The organism is Anoxybacillus sp. EFIL (assembly GCF_013096955.1).
GTDB lineage: Bacteria > Bacillota > Bacilli > Bacillales > Anoxybacillaceae > Anoxybacillus > Anoxybacillus ayderensis.
This window is the reverse complement of the sequence record NZ_SDLH01000001.1, coordinates 146758-166371: the sequence shown is the minus strand read 5'-3', so window position 1 is coordinate 166371 and position 19614 is coordinate 146758. Positions and strand designations below refer to the sequence as shown.

The following is a 19614-nucleotide window of genomic DNA, read 5'->3' as shown; positions in this document are numbered from 1 at the left end:
GAGGGTTTTTTATTAAAAATAGAGAGGGAGAGAGAAAATGAACAAACCGGTTTTAGATGTGAAAGATGTTCCTTCTTTTGGACAGCTCATGACACTTAGTTTACAACATTTATTTGCGATGTTTGGTGCTACGATTTTAGTGCCATACTTAGTCGGATTAAGTCCAGCGATGGCGCTCATTTCAAGCGGACTTGGCACAATCGCCTTTTTAATCGTTACAAAATGGCAAGTTCCTGCTTACCTCGGTTCATCGTTTGCGTTCATTACGCCAATTATTGCAGCAAAAGCAACAGGCGGACCAGGAGCAGCGATGATCGGTAGCTTTTTAGCGGGGCTTGTATACGGCATCGTCGCTTTAGCGATTAAAAAAGCAGGTTATCGTTGGATTATGAATTTACTTCCGCCGATCGTCGTCGGTCCGGTCATTATCGTCATCGGATTAGGATTAGCAAACGTCGCTGTCAGCATGGCGATGAACGGTCCAGATGGAAAATATAGTTTAACGCACTTTTCTGTTGCTGTTGTCACGCTTGCCGCAACAATTATGTTTTCGATTTTATCAAGAGGAATGTTTAGCCTTGTGCCTGTACTCATGGGAATTATCGTCGGTTACGTATACGCGTTAGCCATTGGTGTGGTAGATTTATCCGGGGTTGCGAAAGCAAAATGGATTGAAATGCCAGATTTCTTATTGCCGTTCGTTCATTACGATGTGCGCGTGACGCTCGATATTGTGCTATTAATGGTCCCTGTCGCCATCGTCACGTTATCTGAACATATCGGTCATCAGCTAGTGTTAAGTAAAGTTGTCGGACGCGACTACATTAAAGAGCCGGGGTTACACCGCTCGATTCTCGGTGACGGATTAGCGACGATGATTTCAGCTCTCATCGGCGGTCCACCGAAGACGACATACGGAGAAAACATCGGTGTATTAGCGATTACGCGCGTATATAGCGTATATGTGTTAGCTGGTGCAGCTGTGCTCGCCATCGCCTTCGGATTTTTAGGAAAAGTGACGGCGCTCATTAGTTCGATTCCGACACCAGTCATGGGTGGCGTATCGATCTTACTGTTCGGCATTATCGCCTCTTCTGGTTTACGCATGCTTGTCGACAGCAACATCGACTTTGGCGACAAGCGAAACTTAGTGATCTCATCCGTCATTCTCGTCATTGGAATTGGCGATGCGGTCGTGAAAGTATCGGAACAATTTGAAGTGCACGGCATGGCGCTTGCCGCTATAACAGGCATCATCTTAAATCTCATCTTGCCGGGTCGTCCGAAAGTGAATGATAGCGTATTTGAACAAACACACGATGTTGCATAACACACCTTTTAAAAGAAGTCCAGCGAGGCTTACAAAGGTGTGAATGAGGAAATCCGTTTGCTCAAACGGTCTCTTTCCTCATGTTTTCAAACACCTTGCCTCGCTTGGCAAGGTGTTTTTTTACTAAAAAGGAGGAATGTTTCATGAACCATTTACTAACGTTAGCAGAGTTATCGGTTGATGATGTGCTTGCCATTTTGCATGAAGCGGAACGATTTGCGAACGGGGAAACATGGAAAGTGAATAAACAAACGTTTGTCGCCAACTTATTTTTTGAGCCGAGCACGCGGACGCGTTGCAGCTTTGAAATGGCGGAACGAAAACTCGGGCTTGAAGTCATTCCGTTTGATGCAGATATGTCGAGCGTCCAAAAAGGAGAAACGTTGTATGATACGATTCGGACGTTGCAAGCAATCGGCGTGGAAGCCGTTGTCATTCGCCACCCATCCGATCATTATTTTGAACCGCTCCGTCATGCGATTGACATTTCGATCATTAACGCAGGCGATGGGTGCGGTCATCATCCGACGCAATCGTTGCTCGACTTAATGACCATTCGTCAACAATTTGGCACATTTATTGGGCTTGATGTGGCGATCGTTGGTGACATTCGTCATAGCCGAGTGGCGCGTTCTAATGCTGAAATATTAACAAGGCTAGGTGCAAACGTCTTATTTTGCAGCCCGCCGGAATGGCAAGATACAGAAAACGGTTATGGCACATACGTCGATCTTGATACGGCAGTAAAAGAGGCGGATGTCGTGATGCTTCTTCGCATTCAACACGAGCGCCATGACGAAAAAATGGGTTGGACAAAAGAGCAATATCACGAGCAATATGGCTTAACGATCGAACGAGAAAAACAAATGAAGAAAACGAGCATCATTTTACATCCTGCCCCTGTGAATCGCGATGTAGAAATCGCAAGCGAACTCGTTGAATGCGAACGGTCTCGCATTTTTAAACAAATGGAAAACGGCGTATACGTGCGCATGGCTGTATTGAAACGCGCATTACAAAAAGGAGGGACACAAAATGGCTACCATATTCAAACGTGCGCGCTTGCTTAACGAACAAGGCGAGTTCATCTCGGCTGATATAAAAATCGATGAAGGTCGTATTACTCATATCGCTTCTCATATGGATGAGGACGATCATGATGAAGTGATTGACGTAAACGGACAGTTTGTCGCTCCGGGGTTTATTGACGTTCACGTTCATTTGCGCGAACCGGGGGGAGAACATAAAGAAACGATTGCGACAGGTACGCTCGCTGCGGCAAAAGGCGGATTTACAACGATTGCGGCGATGCCAAATACAAAACCTGTTCCAGATACGAAACAACAAATGGAATGGCTCGTCCATCGCATTCGCGAAACAGCGCACGTGCGCGTTTTGCCGTATGCGGCCATTACTGTACGCCAAGCCGGAAAACAGCTTGTCGATTTTGCCGCATTAAAAGAAGCAGGGGCATTTGCGTTTACAGACGATGGCGTTGGCGTACAAAGCGCACGCATGATGTATGAAGCGATGCAACAAGCCGCCGCTCTTGATATGCCGATCGTTGCGCACTGCGAAGATGAAACGTTGACGTATAAAGGGTGCGTGCACGATGGGGCATTTGCGAAACGACATGGGCTTTCTGGCATTCCTTCCGTTTGCGAAGCTGTACATATTGCGCGCGATGTGTTATTAGCGGAGGCAACGGGCTGTCATTATCACGTTTGCCATATCAGTACGAAACAGTCGGTACGCATCGTGCGCGAGGCGAAGCGGGCAGGCATTCGCGTCACTGCCGAAGTAACGCCGCACCATTTGTTGCTTTGTGAGGAACATATTCCTTCGCTCGATGCGAATTTTAAAATGAATCCGCCATTGCGAACGAAAGAAGATCAACAAGCGTTAATCGAAGGATTGCTTGATGGAACGATTGATTTCATTGCCACCGACCATGCACCGCATACGGAAGAAGAAAAAAGTGAAGGGATGGTGCTTGCCCCATTTGGAATTGTCGGATTAGAAACGGCCTTCCCGCTTTTATATACACATTTTGTTGAAAAAGGAGTATGTACGTTAAAACAGCTCATCGATTGGTTGTCGAAAAAACCAGCGGAGACGTTTCGTCTCGATGGCGGACAATTAAAAGTTGGCGCAAAAGCAGATTTCGTTGTCATCGATTTACATACAACACAAGTGATTGATCCGGCTACGTTTGTTTCGAAAGGAAAAAACACGCCATTTGCAGGCTGGACGTGTAAAGGATGGCCGACGATGACAGTCGTCGACGGAAACATTGTTTGGCAGAAAGGGAGAGAGTGATGAAACGACAACTCATTTTAGAAGATGGTACACGTTTTGTTGGAGAAGCGTTCGGAAGTAAAAGGCAAACAGTTGGTGAAGTCGTTTTTAACACAGGGATGACAGGATATCAAGAAATTTTAACTGATCCGTCGTATTGCGGACAAATTGTAACGATGACATATCCGTTGATCGGCAACTACGGCGTAAACCGCGACGATTTCGAATCGATCGAACCGCACGTGTTCGGGTTTGTTGCGAAAGAAGCGTGCCTATCTCCGTCCAATTGGCGAAGTGAAATGACGATTGACGAATATTTACGTATGAAAAACATTCCCGGATTAGCAGGAGTAGATACGCGCAAGCTGACGCGCATCATTCGTCAACACGGCACGTTAAAAGGGATGATTTGCGACATGGACGTTTCGGTGACAGAGGCGATCGCGTACTTAAAAGAAACAGAGCTTATACGCGATCAAGTGAAGCGCGTATCGACAAAAAGTGCGTACGCTAGTCCGGGGCGCGGTCATCGCGTCGTTTTAATCGACTTTGGCATGAAGCACGGTATTTTGCGCGAGTTAAATAAACGTCATTGCGACGTCATCGTGCTGCCATACAATGCAACGGCGGAAGAAGTGTTGCAGCTACATCCGGATGGAGTCATGTTATCGAACGGGCCGGGGGATCCGAAAGATGTACCAGAGGCGATTCATATGATTCAAGGCATACTCGGTCACGCTCCACTTTTTGGAATTTGTCTCGGTCATCAACTGTTTGCACTCGCTTGCGGGGCGAATACGGAAAAAATGAAGTTCGGTCATCGCGGCTCGAATCATCCGGTTCAACATATCGAAACAGGAAAAGTCGCCATTACTTCACAAAACCATGGCTACACCGTCACGGAGCAGTCGCTTGCACGCACGCGGTTACAAGTGACACATATCGCTTTAAACGACGGAACGATTGAAGGGCTTCGCCATCGCGACGTTCCGGCATTTACGGTGCAATACCACCCAGAAGCGTCACCGGGACCAGAAGATGCAAACGATTTATTTGATGATTTTATTGCGATGATTGAACAGTTTAAAAAAGAAAGAGGGGTCGTTCATGCCTAAACGCCAAGATATTGAAACGATTCTTGTCATCGGTTCAGGACCGATCGTCATCGGTCAGGCAGCAGAGTTTGATTACGCAGGGACGCAAGCATGTTTAGCATTAAAAGAAGAAGGATATAAAGTCATTCTCGTCAACTCCAATCCAGCAACGATTATGACCGATACAGAAATTGCTGACAAAGTGTATATGGAGCCGTTAACGCTTGAATTTGTCTCGCGCGTCATTCGGAAAGAGCGTCCGGATGCGATTTTGCCGACGCTTGGTGGGCAAACGGGGCTAAATTTAGCGGTCGAATTAGCGAAAGCAGGAGTGCTTGAGGAATGTGGCGTTGAAATTCTCGGCACGAAATTAGAAGCGATTGAAAAAGCAGAAGACCGCGAACAATTTCGCGCGCTCATGAACGAACTTGGCGAGCCGGTGCCGGAAAGCGCCATCGTTCATAGTTTACAAGAAGCGTATGCGTTCGTTGAACAAATTGGTTATCCGGTCATCGTCCGCCCAGCATTTACGCTCGGTGGAACAGGTGGGGGCATTTGTACGAACGAAGAAGAGCTTGTCGACATCGTTTCTAGCGGTTTAAAAATGAGTCCGGTTCATCAATGTTTATTAGAAAAAAGTATCGCAGGCTATAAAGAAATTGAGTACGAAGTTATGCGCGATGCAAAAGACAACGCGATCGTCGTTTGCAATATGGAAAATATTGATCCTGTCGGCATTCATACGGGCGATTCCATCGTCGTCGCTCCGAGCCAAACGTTAAGCGATCGCGAATATCAACTGTTGCGAAACGCCTCGCTTCACATTATTCGCGCGCTCGGTATCGAAGGGGGATGCAACGTCCAGCTCGCTCTTGATCCGCACAGTTTTCAATATTACGTCATTGAAGTAAACCCGCGCGTCAGTCGCTCATCGGCGCTTGCATCTAAAGCGACGGGGTATCCGATTGCCAAACTAGCAGCAAAAATTGCGGTTGGCTTAACGCTTGATGAAATGATGAATCCGGTCACAGGAAAAACGTACGCTTGCTTTGAGCCAACGCTCGATTACGTCGTTACAAAAATTCCGCGCTTTCCGTTCGATAAATTCGAATCAGCGAACCGCCATCTCGGCACGCAAATGAAAGCGACTGGGGAAGTGATGGCGATCGGGCGCACGTTTGAAGAGTCGCTATTAAAAGCGGTACGCTCGCTCGAAACGAACGTCTATCATCTCGAGTTAAAAGAACAAGTCGATGACGCCTTGCTGCAAAAACGCATTCGAAAAGCGGGCGATGAGCGTCTATTTTACATCGCCGAAGCGTTTCGCCGCGGCATAACGGTCGAACAAGTGCATGTATGGAGCCAAATCGACCCGTTCTTTTTAACGAAAATCGCCCGTATCGTCGCCTTCGAAACGGTTTTACGCGACCATGTTGGCGATATGACTGTTCTTCAACAAGCAAAAGAAATGGGCTTTTCTGATGTGGCGATCGCTAAACTTTGGCATATGGCTGAACGCGACGTATATGAGATGCGGAAACGCGCCAAAATCACACCTGTATATAAAATGGTCGATACGTGTGCGGCGGAATTTGAATCCGAAACGCCGTATTATTACAGCACGTACGAAGAAGAAAACGAATCGATCGTGACCGCGAGGGAAAGTGTCGTCGTTCTCGGCTCTGGTCCGATTCGGATCGGGCAAGGAATTGAGTTTGACTACGCGACCGTTCATTGTGTATGGGCGATTAAAGAAGCGGGATATGAAGCCATCATCATTAACAACAATCCAGAAACGGTGTCAACCGACTTTAGCATTTCCGATAAGTTGTACTTTGAACCGTTAACGATTGAAGATGTGATGCACGTCATCGATTTAGAACAGCCGATTGGTGTCATCGTCCAATTTGGTGGACAAACAGCGATCAACTTGGCGGCGGAATTAGCTGCGCGCGGCGTGCGCATTCTCGGCACATCGCTTGAAGATTTAGATCGTGCGGAAAACCGCGACAAATTTGAACGAACGCTTGCGCAACTCGGCATTCCGCAACCGAAAGGAAAAACAGCATGTTCCGTACAAGAAGCAGTCCATATTGCGAACGAAATCGGTTACCCTGTTCTCGTTCGACCATCGTACGTTCTTGGCGGTCGGGCGATGGAAATCGTGTATAAGGAAGAAGAATTGCTTCATTATATGGAACATGCGGTCAAAGTAAATCCGCAACATCCAGTACTCATCGACCGTTATTTAATCGGAAAAGAAATCGAAGTCGACGCGATTTCGGACGGAGAAGACGTGTTTATTCCAGGCATTATGGAACATATTGAGCGCGCGGGCGTCCATTCAGGCGATTCGATTGCCGTATATCCGCCACAAACGTTATCAAAAGACATTCAACAAAAAATTGTCGACTATACGATTGCACTCGCGAAAGGGTTGCGCATCGTCGGACTGTTGAACATTCAGTTTGTATTGTATGAAGGCGAGGTGTACGTACTAGAAGTGAATCCGCGTTCGAGCCGAACCGTTCCGTTTTTAAGTAAAATTACGAACGTGCCGATGGCCAACATAGCAACAAAAGTCATTTTAGGAGAAACGTTGCAAGCGCTTGGCTACAACACCGGATTAAAAGAAGAAAGCGACGGTGTATATGTGAAAGCCCCTGTCTTTTCGTTTGCGAAATTGCGCAACGTCGATATTTCGCTCGGACCAGAAATGAAATCGACAGGTGAAGTGATCGGAAAAGATGAAACGTTTGCGAAGGCGCTTTACAAAGGACTTGTCGCTTCCGGCATTCATATTCGTCCATACGGTGCTGTGTTGTTGACGATCGCCGACAAAGATAAAGAAGAAGCGATCGCCATCGCCCGCCGGTTTTACCATATCGGTTACCAGCTGCTTGCGACAAACGGCACAGCACAAACGTTACGGGAAGCGAACATTCCGGTAACCGTCGTCAATAAAATTCATACCGGTTCACCAAACATTCTTGATGTGATTCGTCAAGGCAAAGCGCAAGTCGTCATTAACACATTAACAAAAGGAAAAGAAACGGAAAGCGACGGCTTCCGCATTCGTCGCGAGGCAGTCGAAAACGGCATTCCGTGTTTAACGTCGCTCGATACGGCGAAAGCGATGCTTCTCGTTTTAGAAGCGATGACGTTTTCGACAATGGCGATGACGGAAAAGAAGGTGAATGTATGAAGGAGAATATGACGATCATCGCTAACCGCCAAATCGCAAAAGACATTTATGAATTGACGCTCGCTGGCTCGCTCGTTCAGCGCATGCGTACACCGGGACAGTTTGTGCATATGAAAGTGGCAAACAGCGGACCGCTACTTAGACGTCCGCTCAGCCTTTGCGACATCAATCAAGAAGCGAATGAATGTACGATCATTTACCGCGCGGAAGGGGCAGGAACGATGCTCCTTTCGCAAAAATTGCCCGGAGACACGGTCGATGTGCTCGGTCCGCTCGGAAACGGTTTTTCGGTTTCTGCGCTGTCAAGCGGACAACGCGCGCTTCTTGTCGGTGGGGGAATCGGTGTGCCACCGTTATATGAATTGGCAAAACAACTAGTGAACAAAGGAGTATTTGTGACGATTGTGCTCGGCTTTCAAACGAAAGATGTCGTATTTTACGAGGAGCGATTCGCATCGTTTGGCGAGACGTACGTTGCGACCGTAGACGGCTCGTACGGCATGAAAGGATTTGTCACCGACGTCATTCATCACCATCGCCTTTCGTTTCATGTGTTATACGCATGCGGACCGAAGCCGATGCTACGGGCGCTCGCAAACGAGTTTCCGCATCAAGACGTATATTTGTCGCTTGAAGAACGAATGGGATGCGGTGTCGGTGCTTGTTTTGCCTGCGTATGCCGCGTGCCGCATAGCGAAACGGCATATAAAAAAGTATGTAGCGACGGTCCGGTATTTCGGGCGGGGGAGGTCGTGTTATGAATCGATTAGCAGTGGAGTTGCCAGGACTTTCATTAAAAAATCCGATTATGCCTGCCTCCGGCTGTTTCGGATTTGGACGAGAATACGCGAAATTTTATGATTTAAGCGTGCTTGGGGCGATCATGATTAAAGCGACGACGCTTGAAGCGCGCTTCGGCAATCCGACGCCGCGCGTAGCGGAAACGCCAAGCGGCATGTTAAATGCGATCGGATTGCAAAATCCAGGTGTCGATGTGGTGCTCACTGAAGAATTGCCGTGGTTAGCGCAATATGACGTGCCGATTATCGCCAACGTGGCCGGCTCGACCGTAGAAGAATATGTAGAAGTTGCTCGGCGCATTTCAAAAGCGCCAAACGTTCATGCGCTCGAGTTGAACATTTCATGTCCGAACGTGAAAAAGGGTGGCATCGCATTCGGAACCGTTCCAGAAATCGCTGCGGAGCTGACGAGGGCGGTAAAAGAAGTGTCGGACGTGCCTGTTTATGTGAAACTATCCCCGAATGTCACAAACATTGTCGCGATGGCGAAAGCGGTTGAACAAGCAGGGGCGGACGGGCTGACGATGATTAATACGTTATTAGGCATGCGCATCGATGTGAAAACAGCGAAGCCGATTTTAGCGAACCGAACAGGCGGGTTATCTGGCCCAGCGATTAAGCCGATTGCGATTCGAATGATTTATGAAGTGAGCCAAGCGGTATCGATTCCGATTATCGGCATGGGCGGCATTGAAAGCGCGGAAGACGTCATCGAATTTTTTTATGCCGGTGCGAGCGCGGTCGCGATCGGTACAGCCAATTTCATCGACCCGTACGTTTGTCCAAACATTATTCGCGACTTGCCAAATGTTTTAGATGAACTTCGTATCGATCATATTTCACAATGTACGGGAAGGGGATGGAACAATGGACAAACCGTTTATTGTGGCACTTGATTTTGCATCCAAAGAAGAAGTACGGACGTTTTTACAACTATTTTCCGATACGTCGCTCTTTTTAAAAGTCGGGATGGAGCTATATTTTCAAGAAGGTCCAGCGATGATTGACGAACTGAAACAGAAAGGTCATCATATTTTTTTAGATTTAAAGCTTCATGATATTCCACATACAGTAAAACAAGCGATGAAAGGGTTGGCAAAACTAGGCGTTGATTTAGTAAACGTTCATGCTTCAGGAGGAAGTGCGATGATGCGTGCGGCGATCGAAGGATTAGAAGAAGGAACACCACACGGGATGAGCCGTCCACGTTGCATTGCCGTTACGCAATTGACGAGCACAAGCGAACGAGTTCTCCGTGATGAACTGCTCATCGATCGCCCGATGAAAGAAACGGTCGTTCATTATGCCACGCTCGCATACCGTAGCGGGCTTGACGGCGTTGTTTGTTCCGCCCAAGAAGTGCCGCTTCTTCGCGCATCGTTTGGCACATCGTTTATTACCGTCACGCCAGGCATTCGCTTTGCGGGCGACAACGCAGACGACCAAGTGCGCATCGTCACGCCGTATGAGGCGAAACAGCTTGGAACAAATTATATCGTCATCGGACGAAGCATTACAAAAGCATATGATCCATATGCCGCATATGAGCGTCTAAAACGAGAATGGGATGGTGGACAATAATGAAAAAAGAAATCGCAAAACAACTTCTTTCGATCGGTGCTGTATCGTTGCGTCCAAACGAACCGTTTACGTGGGCCTCAGGCATACAATCGCCGATTTATTGCGACAATCGCTTGACGTTAGCGTACCCCGCCGTTAGACAGGCCATTGCCGAAGAACTGACATCACTCATTCGCACGCATTTTCCGAATGTAGAAGTCATCGCTGGCACAGCGACGGCAGGCATTCCCCATGCCGCATGGGTGAGCGAGCGGTTGAATATGCCGATGTGTTACGTTCGCAGTCAAGCGAAAGGACACGGAAAAGGAAAGCAAATTGAAGGGAAAGTAGAACAAGGGCAACACGTCGTCGTCGTCGAAGATTTAATTTCAACAGGCGGCAGCTCATTGCATGCGGTGCGCGCCTTGCGTGAAGCGGGATGCAACGTGCTCGGTGTCGTTGCAATTTTTACATACGGATTAGAAAAAGGAAAGCGAGCATTTCAACAAGAACAAGTCCCATACTATACCGTCACCGACTACGATACGCTCATGGAAACAGCGGCGGAACTTGGCATCATCACCAAAGAAGAGCAAACAACGCTGCACCATTGGCGTGAACAGCTAGAAGCATAACAATAAGGGTGTCCAACGAAAGCCGGACACCCTTTATCATTATTTCGTGGAAATCGCGTTTGTTTTTAAATAGTGGATATCGTTTGCTTGTTGAATCGAACGGAGTGAAAGTGCTTGCAGGACAGTTTCTTGATGATCTAACTTTTCAAACCCTTCTTGCATTTGTTGCGACAACTGTTCGATTTGTTGTTTCATCATTGGAATTTCTTGTACGTGCAACTCAACAACAGTCATTCGTTCCATTAATTGTCCAACCATTTCACGAATCGCTGGCACAAGCGCCACATCCTCTTTCGTCGCCATACGCTGTTCGATGCTAGCGATATCGTCTTTTGTGGCCATCGTCTGTTCGATCTGTTCGATGCGCTTGTCCATAGCAACGATATCGTCTTTCGTGGCCATACGCTGCTCAATGCTAGCGATATCGTCTTTTGTGGCCATCGTTTGTTCGATCTGTTCGATGCGCTTGTCCATAGCAACGATATCCTCTTTCGTCGCCATACGCTGCTCAATGCTAGCGATATCGTCTTTTGTGGCCATCGTTTGTTCGATCTGTTCGATGCGCTTGTCCATAGCAACGATATCCTCTTTCGTCGCCATACGCTGTTCGATGCTGATGATGTCATCTTTTGTGGCCATGCGCTGTTCGATGCTGATGATATCATCTTTCGTCGCCATCGTCTGTTCGATCTGTTTGATGCGCTTGTCCATAGCAACGATATCCTCTTTCGTCGCCATACGCTGTTCGATGCTGATGATGTCATCTTTTGTGGCCATGCGCTGTTCGATGCTGATGATATCATCTTTCGTCGCCATCGTCTGTTCGATCTGTTTGATGCGCTTGTCCATAGCAGCAATATCGTCTTTCGTCGCCATACGTTGCTCGATGCTAGCGATATCATCTTTTGTCGCCATCGTCTGTTCAATATGGCTGACGCGACTTTCTAACGCTCGAATATCATCTTTTAACGCGGCGACATCATCTTTTGTTGCCATGTTCGCGCGCAAAAATGCCAACTCGTCAAAAATGCGTTGCAACAGCTGCTCCATCACGTTCACCTCCTTTTTTCCGATTCTATTATACCACCATTCGACAGAAAGAAGAGAGACGAAACAGAAAATATGACAAAAAATTTTTGAATTTTTTTCTTTAGGTACATATATTGTCCATGTAAAATAGTAATATATTGTTATAAAAAGTTTTTCATAACTTAAGTGTTTATTAATTGATAAAAAATAAAATGCTTGATAATATTCGAGGTAGGAGGTGGAAAAATGAGAAAATATATTCTTTTTATTTTTTGTATGTTTTTTGGGTTGGTTATAAGTTCGCAACATACAAGTGCACAAACAATAGTTTCAGATGAGCAACTTGAACAAGTCAGAGAGAATTTTTTACAGATGGGAATTGATGAAGAGACCGCGAGTAAGCTTGTAGAAAAAGTGAGGAATGGTGAACTTTTAGATAGTCAAAAGCCAGACGAACTTGATAAAAAAAGAGAAGACCTAGTTGTTAGTTTAACTGATGGAAAGAAATATATTGAGTTTAGTGATGGTTCAAGAATAGAGATTAGTGTGTCGAATTCAAGTCCTGTTGTGACTGCTTTTGACTATGCAACTGGTACAGTATCTTATAATTCTTGTCAATCTGGTTCAGGTTATAAAAATTGTACTATTAAAGTAAGGTACTACGACGGGATTTGGGACATATATTTTAATGCTAAAATCTCCTTAGTTCAGGATGGATATGATATGATTTCCTCAATTTATAACCAAGGAGTAGACGCGGTGTTGTACACTGTTGTGGAGAAAAGATTTGAAATTGTGCAGAAAGTTGAAACGAGTTCAGTAGCAGCTAAAGCTGATTATACAAATCAATTCACTCATAAGTCGGGTTTGTATACATTATCTAGAACATTGACACTTTGTGTGGAAAACGATAATGCCTATGCTCGTTTGAACTATTATTGAGCTCTTTTGACTTTTTAACTAGTTGAGCACCATTATGCAATTAGAATTTTAGTAGCGATTGATCGATTGTATTATTTATTATTTTCGGTAAAGTAAAATAGGGGGGATTTAATGGACTGGATTGTCGGGATAGCTTTAATTATCATCATTTTTTTTTCAACTAGTACAATAGAAAAAACTCTTAAAACAATAAAAAGACAAAATGATACAATTATCGAGTTATTAAAGGAGATAAAAAATAAAAAGGAATCGTAAATGCTTAGTGGCAGGTGCAAGTACATCTTTTGGTGATGAACCAAATAACAAAATATGTTGACGAAAATGAAAAACCCGCCTACCTAGACGGGTTTTTTCATCCTCACCACCATCTCCTCATCCGGCGTGACGTAAATCGTCTGCTGGTTTTCATAAATCACAAAGCCGGGTTTGGCGCCGCTCGGTTTTTTGACATAGCGAACGCGCGTGTAGTCGACCGGAACGGAGCTTGAGTGGCGCGCTTTGCTGAAGTAAGCGGCCAAGTGGGCAGCTTCGATGATCGTCTGTTCTGATGGATTTTTGCTTTTAATGACGACGTGTGAGCCTGGGATGTCTTTCGTATGAAGCCAAATGTCGTCTTTGCTTGCGAATTTGTTTGTTAAATAGTCGTTTTGTTTGTTGTTTTTGCCGACGAAAATGTCGGTGCCGTCGCTTGATACGTAGCGTTCGAGTTCGATTGTGCGCACCTTTTGTTTTTTCTGTTTTGTCGCTTTGGCGCGCAAATAGCCTTGTTCGATTAACTCGTCGCGAATGTCGTCAATGTCTTTCGGTGATGCCGTTTCAAGCTGTTGCAAAAGCGTATCGAAATATATGATTTCTTCTTCCGTCCGCCCAATTTGTTCCTGCACGATGGAAAGCGAATTTTTCGCTTTTTGGTATTTTTGAAAATAGCTTTGTGCATTTTCTGACGGCGATTTTTGTTGATCAAGCGGAATGGTGATTGTGACACCGTTTTCGTCATAATAGTTGACGACTTCGATTTCGCTCATTCCTCGCTTCATAGCATAAAGATTTGCGGTCAACAATTCCCCATATAGCCGATATTGTTCCGCCTGTTTTGCTTCTTCAAGCGTTTGTTGAAGTTTCAACAGCTTCTTTTCATTTTTCGCTTTTTCATTCGCGACAAATCGTTCTAAATCGTGCGCTTGTTGTTTCACGCGATCGCGTTCTGCTTTGCCGAAATAAAAACGGTCAAGCATCTCGCTTAACGTAGCAAAATGTTTTCCTTCCCCTTCGATATGGGTAAGCGGCAACGCATAAAATACGTCTTTTGTCCCGTTTGTATATATACATGGAGCAAATTTCTCGTTTCGCACATCTTCCATAAGCGTGATAAAACTTTTCGGCAACGTCGCTCGGTTAGCGAGCCCTGCGCGATAGATGACTTCGCGCGCAAAAAGCGGCGAAATGCCCGTAAATGTGGCAACGAGTTGATCGGCTAGTTTTCCTGCGAGAAAATCGATCTTTTTTAACACCGTCTCTTCCGTCGCGTGAAGCGGATTGATTTTGTCGTGCGATGGGGGCAATATGTAAGGCGCCCCAGGGAGCACCGTTCGATATCGGTTCACCGCAGGGGAGAGATGTTTGACGCTATCGATGATCGTATTCGTCTGTTCATCGACGAGAACGATGTTGCTGTGGCGGCCCATCAATTCAACGATGAGCTGTTTTGTACATACATCGCCGAGCTCATTTCTTCCTTTGACATGAATGATGATGATGCGATCAAAATCGACTTGCGTAATCGCTTCAATGACGCCTCCTTCAATATGTTTGCGCAGAAGCATACAAAACATCGGCGGCTCATGAGGATTATCGTACGTCTCGTTCGTCAAATGGACGCGCGCATACGTCGGATGAGCAGATAATAACAATTTATAATTGCTTCCGTGCGAACGAATATGAAGCACTAATTCGGATGGAAATGGCTGATAAATTTTTGAAATGCGCCCCCCGACAAGCGTGCGCTGTAATTCTTTTGTCATTGCATATGTAAATACTCCGTCAAACGACATCGAAAACACCTTTCTCTTTTTTCTTTTCATTATACCATATCATTTTTTTGTACATGCCTGAATAAGCTGTCATAGATAAGACAAGCGGAAGGGGGAGAGAAATGAGCTGGCACGGACTGCGTATCGAGCAGGTGGAACAACAAGTAAATACAAAAATTGGCTTTGGATTAACGGAAAAAGAAGCGAAAAGACGGCTAAAACAATTTGGAAAAAATGAGCTATCGGAAGAAAAAAAACCGTCTGCGCTAAAACAATTTTTTAGTCAGTTTCAAGATTTTATGGTGCTCGTTCTATTGGCGGCAACCGCGATTTCCGCTGTATTAGGCGAATACATTGATGTGGTCGCGATCGTGGCGATTGTCATCATCAATGCTTTTTTAGGATTTATACAAGAGCGCCGAGCGGAAAAGTCGCTAGAAGCATTAAAAAAATTGTCGGCACCAGAATCGCTCGTTTTGCGGGACGGCGAATGGGGAAAAGTGCCGTCTGCTCAGTTAGTCGTTGGCGATATTGTCAAATTCGCAAGCGGCGATCGCATCGGGGCGGACGTGCGCATCATTGAAGCGAAAGGGTTATATATTGAGGAGTCGTCGTTGACGGGCGAGTCGCTTCCCGTCGAAAAACAAACAGCGCCACTAATAGAAGATGTTTCATTAGGTGATCGTACAAATATGGCGTTTATGGGAACGCTCGTGACGAAAGGAAGCGGTGTAGGGATTGTCGTAGCGACAGGCATGCATACAGCGATGGGACAAATTGCCCATTTAATTCAGTCAGCGCCAACGATGACGACACCGTTGCAGCGGAAGCTCGAACAGCTCGGAAAAATTTTAATCGTCATCGCTTTAGCGCTCACAGCGCTCGTTGTCGTGCTTGGCGTATGGCAAGGACATGCGGTATACGACATGTTTTTAGCTGGTGTGTCGCTTGCGGTCGCCGCCATTCCAGAAGGGTTGCCAGCGATCGTCACCGTCGTATTGGCGCTCGGTGTCCAACGCATGATGAAGCGAAACGCCATCGTGCGCAAACTGCCGGCCGTTGAAACGCTCGGTTGTGCCTCTGTCATTTGTTCTGATAAAACAGGAACGATGACGGAAAATCAAATGACCGTCACGCACGTATGGGTGAATAACCGGTTATGGACAGTAAGCGGGACGGGCTATGAACCGAAAGGAACGTTTTTATATAACGGCAAACAAGAAAAGGTAGATGCTGCCTTACAGCAAATATTATTATTTGGGGCGTTATGCAATCATGCCGACATAAAGAAAAAAGGAAAAACATATATGATTGACGGCGATCCGACCGAAGGCGCCCTCGTTGTTGCGGCGGCGAAAGCAGGATGGACGAAAGAAAAAATTGCCGCTGAATTTACGATTGAACATGAATTTCCGTTTGATTCGACGCGAAAAATGATGACGGTCATCGTGAAAGATCGCGCGAATCGGCGCTTTATTGTCACAAAAGGTGCGCCAGATATGTTGCTAGAGCGTTGTCGTTTCATATATATCGAAGGTCAGGCGAAACTTATGCGCGACCAAGAGCGGAAACTGGTGCAACAAACGGTCAATACGCTCGCCTCCCAAGCGTTGCGAACGATTGCGATCGCTTATCGACCGCTTTCTTTGACGGAAACAATGAACGATGAAACGAAAGCGGAAAGCGACTTGACGTTCATCGGTTTACAAGGAATGATCGATCCGCCGCGGAAAGAAGTAAAACAAGCCATTGCGGAATGTAAAAAAGCAGGCATTAAAACAGTGATGATTACAGGAGATCATGTGTTAACAGCGAAAGCGATCGCCCAACAGCTGCACATGATGCCGCCAAACGGCAAAGTGATGGACGGCAAAACGTTAGCGACGTTATCTGTCGATGAATTAGAAGACGTTGTTGAAGATGTGTACGTTTTTGCGCGCGTATCGCCCGAACATAAATTAAAAATTGTGCAAGCGTTACAAAAAAGAGGGCATATTGTCGCGATGACAGGCGATGGCGTGAACGATGCTCCGGCCATTAAAACAGCAAACATCGGGATCGCGATGGGAGTGACAGGAACAGACGTATCAAAAGAAGCCGCATCGCTCGTTTTGTTAGATGATAACTTTGCGACGATTAAAGCGGCGATCGAAGAAGGGCGAAACATTTATGAAAACATTCGTAAATTTATTCGCTACTTACTTGCATCAAACGTCGGGGAAATTTTAGTCATGTTATTTGCGATGATATTGGCGCTCCCTCTCCCGCTTGTACCGATTCAAATTTTATGGGTGAATCTCGTCACAGACGGACTACCTGCCATGGCGCTCGGATTAGACCCAGCCGAAGAAAACGTCATGAAGCGGCCGCCGCGTCATCCGAAAGAAGGGGTTTTCGCCAGAGGGCTCGGCTGGAAAATCATTAGTCGCGGCTTTCTCATCGGCATGGTGACGTTAATTGCTTTTCTCGTCGTGCATACGCGACATCCGGAAAACTTAACGTATGCCCAGACGGTTGCCTTTGCGACGCTCGTGCTCGCTCAACTCATTCACGTATTTGATTGCCGAAGCGAACGGTCGGTGTTTGACCGAAATCCGTTTGAAAATATGTATTTAGTGCTCGCTGTTTTGTCGTCGCTTGTATTGTTGCTTGTCGTCATTTACTATCCGCCGCTACAACCGATTTTCCATACCGTTTCGTTGCCGCTTACGGATTGGTTGCTTATTATTGGCTTATCGTCTATTCCGACGTTTTTACTTGCTGGCTCGTTATTTACACGTCGTCGTTCATGAAATGTTTTCGCTATATAGCGATATGTGCTATAATGAGAGAAGGTAATGGAGTGAATCTATTACCTTCTTTTATTGTCGATAACACATAATGGATGTGAGAGTATGATCGTAAGTATGACAGGATTTGGTCGAGGAAAAAAAGAAGATGAAAACGTGAGCGTTACGGTGGAAATGAAATCAGTCAATCACCGTTTTTGTGAAATTTCGATCCGCATGCCTAGACAGTGGGTGATGTTTGAAGATAAAATAAAAAAAGTAATTACAGAACATATTGCCCGTGGACGTGTCGAAGTGTTTATTACAATTGAAGGAGAACAGCTCGTTGAACGAACGCTTCACGTCGATTGGCAGCTTGTTGATGCGTATTACCGGATGCTTACCGATGTGCGTCGTCGCTTTCATTTTGCCGATGATGTATCGCTTCGAGATGTTATACATATGCTATCGGATGCGGTTGAAATGACGGAACAGCCGATCGAAAACGATGCGCTTCTTTCTCTCCTTTTAGAAGCGACAAAAGAAGCGGTCGAGCAATTGAAACATATGCGCGAACAGGAAGGAAACGCGTTATTAGCAGACATGCTGATGCAGCTGGAGACGATTGAGAAAAGCGCACATCGCGTTGAACAACTGGCGCCAACGGTCGTCGCTTCTTATCGCGAACGCATACATAAACGAGTGAGTGAATTTGTACAGGGCGTCGTTGACGAACAACGGCTATTGACGGAAGTCGCTCTATTTGCGGAAAAAGTCGATATTCATGAAGAATTAAAACGCATATATAGCCATATTGAACAATTTCGTCGCATCGTTTCTGAAGGGGGAGCGGTCGGACGAAAGCTCGATTTTCTCGTTCAAGAGCTCAATCGTGAAATGAATACGATCGGTTCAAAAGCAAACGATCGCCACATTGCTTCTGAAGTTGTCGAAATGAAAAGCGCCCTTGAAAAAATTAAAGAACAAGTGCAAAATGTAGAGTAGTTTGTTTATGATAGAAAGGCAGGGATGAGCGTGAAAGAACGAGGGTTATTAATCGTTTTATCAGGACCGTCTGGCGTCGGTAAAGGGACGGTACGAAAAGCATTATTTTCACAGCCAGATATTCAATTGCAATATTCGATTTCTGTGACGACGCGCAAACCACGTGAAGGAGAAGTCGATGGCGTCGATTACTTTTTTAAAACGCGCGAGCAGTTTGAACAAATGATTCGCCAAAATGAGCTATTAGAGTGGGCAGAATATGTCGGGAACTACTACGGCACGCCAATTGATTATGTAGAAAAAACATTGCAAGAAGGAAAAGACGTGTTTTTAGAAATTGAAGTGCAAGGAGCGATGCAAGTTCGCAAAGTGTTCCCAGAGGCGCTCTTTATTTTCCTCGCTCCGCCAAGCTTAAGCGAATTGCGCAAACGAATTGAAATGCGCGGAACGGAATCAGAAGACTTAATTCGCGATCGTTTACAAGCGGCGAAAGAAGAATTAGAAATGATGGATGCATACGATTACGTTGTCGAAAACGATCAAGTAGAACTGGCATGCGAGCGCATTAAAGCGATTGTCATGGCGGAACATTGCCGACGTGAACGCGTGGCACAACGATATAAAAAGATGTTGGAGGTGGAGTAATATGTTATATCCTTCCATTGACTTACTTATTACAAAACTCGATTCAAAATATACACTCGTCACAGTTGCGGCGAAGCGCGCCCGCCAATTGCAAGTAAAAAATGACTTAACGATCGAAAAACCTGTGTCGAAAAAATTTGTCGGCAAAGCGTTAGAGGAAATTGCAGCGGGTCATATTGAAGTCGTTAGCGAAGAAGAAGCAGCGCAATAAACTATTTACGACAACCTAGTTTTTAGGTTGTTATTTTTTTACAAATACCGAACGAAAGGGGC

The 19614-nt window shown here is 45.8% G+C and carries 17 protein-coding genes; 15 read left to right on the top strand and 2 right to left on the bottom strand.

Going from position 1 to position 19614, the window contains the following annotated elements; translation table 11 throughout:
* Positions 1 to 37 precede the first annotated feature (37 nt).
* The 9 genes from ES017_RS00805 to pyrE all read left to right on the top strand — a co-directional run bounded on the left by ES017_RS00805 (position 38) and on the right by pyrE (position 10922).
* Entirely contained in the window at positions 38 to 1330 is a 1293-nt protein-coding gene (locus tag ES017_RS00805) for a solute carrier family 23 protein (protein WP_009373558.1), read from the top strand.
* Between the two features lie 143 nt (positions 1331 to 1473).
* The gene (locus tag ES017_RS00800) at positions 1474 to 2400 is read left to right on the top strand and encodes an aspartate carbamoyltransferase catalytic subunit (protein ID WP_009373559.1); all 927 of its coding nucleotides are present in this window, start codon (positions 1474 to 1476) and stop codon (positions 2398 to 2400) included.
* A complete protein-coding gene (locus tag ES017_RS00795) occupies positions 2366 to 3649 on the top strand; it encodes a dihydroorotase (RefSeq protein WP_019418363.1) in 1284 nt (427 codons plus the stop codon). Before ES017_RS00800 ends, ES017_RS00795 begins: the two co-directional genes overlap by 35 nt.
* Positions 3649 to 4743 (top strand): carbamoyl phosphate synthase small subunit, encoded by a 1095-nt coding sequence (locus tag ES017_RS00790; RefSeq protein WP_171334609.1) that lies wholly within the window; start codon positions 3649 to 3651, stop codon positions 4741 to 4743. The genes ES017_RS00795 and ES017_RS00790 overlap by 1 nt, the downstream gene beginning before the upstream one ends.
* A complete protein-coding gene (gene carB, locus ES017_RS00785) occupies positions 4736 to 7927 on the top strand; it encodes a carbamoyl-phosphate synthase large subunit (RefSeq protein ID WP_171334608.1) in 3192 nt (1063 codons plus the stop codon). The genes ES017_RS00790 and carB overlap by 8 nt, the downstream gene beginning before the upstream one ends.
* Positions 7924 to 8688, top strand: coding sequence for a dihydroorotate dehydrogenase electron transfer subunit (locus ES017_RS00780; protein WP_021094898.1), 765 nt, complete (start codon positions 7924 to 7926; stop codon positions 8686 to 8688). Before carB ends, ES017_RS00780 begins: the two co-directional genes overlap by 4 nt.
* Positions 8685 to 9623: a dihydroorotate dehydrogenase gene (locus ES017_RS00775; protein WP_021094899.1), complete on the top strand. Its 939-nt coding sequence runs from the start codon at positions 8685 to 8687 to the stop codon at positions 9621 to 9623. Before ES017_RS00780 ends, ES017_RS00775 begins: the two co-directional genes overlap by 4 nt.
* Positions 9595 to 10308 carry an orotidine-5'-phosphate decarboxylase gene (pyrF, locus tag ES017_RS00770; RefSeq protein ID WP_021094900.1) on the top strand — a complete coding sequence of 238 codons (714 nt, stop codon included), beginning with the start codon at positions 9595 to 9597 and terminating at the stop codon, positions 10306 to 10308. The genes ES017_RS00775 and pyrF overlap by 29 nt, the downstream gene beginning before the upstream one ends.
* Entirely contained in the window at positions 10308 to 10922 is a 615-nt protein-coding gene (gene pyrE / locus ES017_RS00765) for an orotate phosphoribosyltransferase (protein ID WP_021094901.1), read from the top strand. Before pyrF ends, pyrE begins: the two co-directional genes overlap by 1 nt.
* A gap of 39 nt (positions 10923 to 10961) precedes the next feature.
* Here the strand turns inward: pyrE and ES017_RS00760 are convergent, their stop codons facing one another.
* Positions 10962 to 11972, bottom strand: coding sequence for a hypothetical protein (locus ES017_RS00760; protein ID WP_171334607.1), 1011 nt, complete (start codon positions 11970 to 11972; stop codon positions 10962 to 10964).
* A 225-nt stretch (positions 11973 to 12197) separates the two neighbouring features.
* Between ES017_RS00760 and ES017_RS00755 the strand changes: the two genes are divergently transcribed.
* Complete coding sequence (locus ES017_RS00755; protein ID WP_042533821.1) at positions 12198 to 12893, top strand: hypothetical protein; 696 nt, start codon at positions 12198 to 12200, stop codon at positions 12891 to 12893.
* Between the two features lie 111 nt (positions 12894 to 13004).
* Positions 13005 to 13148 carry a hypothetical protein gene (locus tag ES017_RS00750; RefSeq protein ID WP_021094265.1) on the top strand — a complete coding sequence of 48 codons (144 nt, stop codon included), beginning with the start codon at positions 13005 to 13007 and terminating at the stop codon, positions 13146 to 13148.
* 83 nt (positions 13149 to 13231) lie between these two features.
* Here ES017_RS00750 and ES017_RS00745 read toward each other — a convergent pair whose 3' ends face one another.
* Positions 13232 to 14944, bottom strand: a complete 1713-nt coding sequence (locus ES017_RS00745) for an Rqc2 family fibronectin-binding protein (protein WP_021094264.1) — start codon at positions 14942 to 14944, stop codon at positions 13232 to 13234.
* A gap of 101 nt (positions 14945 to 15045) precedes the next feature.
* On the opposite strand from ES017_RS00745, the gene ES017_RS00740 reads away from it, so the two are divergent.
* The 4 genes from ES017_RS00740 to rpoZ all read left to right on the top strand — a co-directional run bounded on the left by ES017_RS00740 (position 15046) and on the right by rpoZ (position 19552).
* Complete coding sequence (locus ES017_RS00740; RefSeq protein ID WP_021094263.1) at positions 15046 to 17715, top strand: calcium-transporting P-type ATPase, PMR1-type; 2670 nt, start codon at positions 15046 to 15048, stop codon at positions 17713 to 17715.
* Between the two features lie 102 nt (positions 17716 to 17817).
* Positions 17818 to 18696, top strand: a complete 879-nt coding sequence (locus ES017_RS00735; protein ID WP_021094262.1) for a YicC/YloC family endoribonuclease — start codon at positions 17818 to 17820, stop codon at positions 18694 to 18696.
* A 24-nt stretch (positions 18697 to 18720) separates the two neighbouring features.
* Complete coding sequence (gmk, locus tag ES017_RS00730) at positions 18721 to 19341, top strand: guanylate kinase (protein WP_171334606.1); 621 nt, start codon at positions 18721 to 18723, stop codon at positions 19339 to 19341.
* A 1-nt stretch (position 19342) separates the two neighbouring features.
* Positions 19343 to 19552, top strand: a complete 210-nt coding sequence (gene rpoZ / locus ES017_RS00725) for a DNA-directed RNA polymerase subunit omega (protein WP_021094260.1) — start codon at positions 19343 to 19345, stop codon at positions 19550 to 19552.
* Positions 19553 to 19614 lie beyond the last annotated feature (62 nt).

What these genes read in the sequence shown, in the direction of transcription:
- ES017_RS00755 (WP_042533821.1), top strand. Translation starts at nt 12,198, where the DNA reads ATGAGAAAATATATTCTTTTTATTTTTTGTATGTTTTTTGGGTTGGTT.
- ES017_RS00790 (WP_171334609.1), top strand. Translation starts at nt 3,649, where the DNA reads ATGAAACGACAACTCATTTTAGAAGATGGTACACGTTTTGTTGGAGAA.
- ES017_RS00795 (WP_019418363.1), top strand. Translation starts at nt 2,366, where the DNA reads ATGGCTACCATATTCAAACGTGCGCGCTTGCTTAACGAACAAGGCGAG.
- ES017_RS00750 (WP_021094265.1), top strand. Translation starts at nt 13,005, where the DNA reads ATGGACTGGATTGTCGGGATAGCTTTAATTATCATCATTTTTTTTTCA.
- ES017_RS00805 (WP_009373558.1), top strand. Translation starts at nt 38, where the DNA reads ATGAACAAACCGGTTTTAGATGTGAAAGATGTTCCTTCTTTTGGACAG.
- ES017_RS00800 (WP_009373559.1), top strand. Translation starts at nt 1,474, where the DNA reads ATGAACCATTTACTAACGTTAGCAGAGTTATCGGTTGATGATGTGCTT.
- pyrF (WP_021094900.1), top strand. Translation starts at nt 9,595, where the DNA reads ATGGACAAACCGTTTATTGTGGCACTTGATTTTGCATCCAAAGAAGAA.
- pyrE (WP_021094901.1), top strand. Translation starts at nt 10,308, where the DNA reads ATGAAAAAAGAAATCGCAAAACAACTTCTTTCGATCGGTGCTGTATCG.
- ES017_RS00735 (WP_021094262.1), top strand. Translation starts at nt 17,818, where the DNA reads ATGATCGTAAGTATGACAGGATTTGGTCGAGGAAAAAAAGAAGATGAA.
- ES017_RS00780 (WP_021094898.1), top strand. Translation starts at nt 7,924, where the DNA reads ATGAAGGAGAATATGACGATCATCGCTAACCGCCAAATCGCAAAAGAC.
- ES017_RS00760 (WP_171334607.1), bottom strand. Translation starts at nt 11,972, where the DNA reads ATGGAGCAGCTGTTGCAACGCATTTTTGACGAGTTGGCATTTTTGCGC.
- ES017_RS00740 (WP_021094263.1), top strand. Translation starts at nt 15,046, where the DNA reads ATGAGCTGGCACGGACTGCGTATCGAGCAGGTGGAACAACAAGTAAAT.
- ES017_RS00775 (WP_021094899.1), top strand. Translation starts at nt 8,685, where the DNA reads ATGAATCGATTAGCAGTGGAGTTGCCAGGACTTTCATTAAAAAATCCG.
- ES017_RS00745 (WP_021094264.1), bottom strand. Translation starts at nt 14,944, where the DNA reads ATGTCGTTTGACGGAGTATTTACATATGCAATGACAAAAGAATTACAG.
- rpoZ (WP_021094260.1), top strand. Translation starts at nt 19,343, where the DNA reads ATGTTATATCCTTCCATTGACTTACTTATTACAAAACTCGATTCAAAA.
- gmk (WP_171334606.1), top strand. Translation starts at nt 18,721, where the DNA reads ATGAGCGTGAAAGAACGAGGGTTATTAATCGTTTTATCAGGACCGTCT.
- carB (WP_171334608.1), top strand. Translation starts at nt 4,736, where the DNA reads ATGCCTAAACGCCAAGATATTGAAACGATTCTTGTCATCGGTTCAGGA.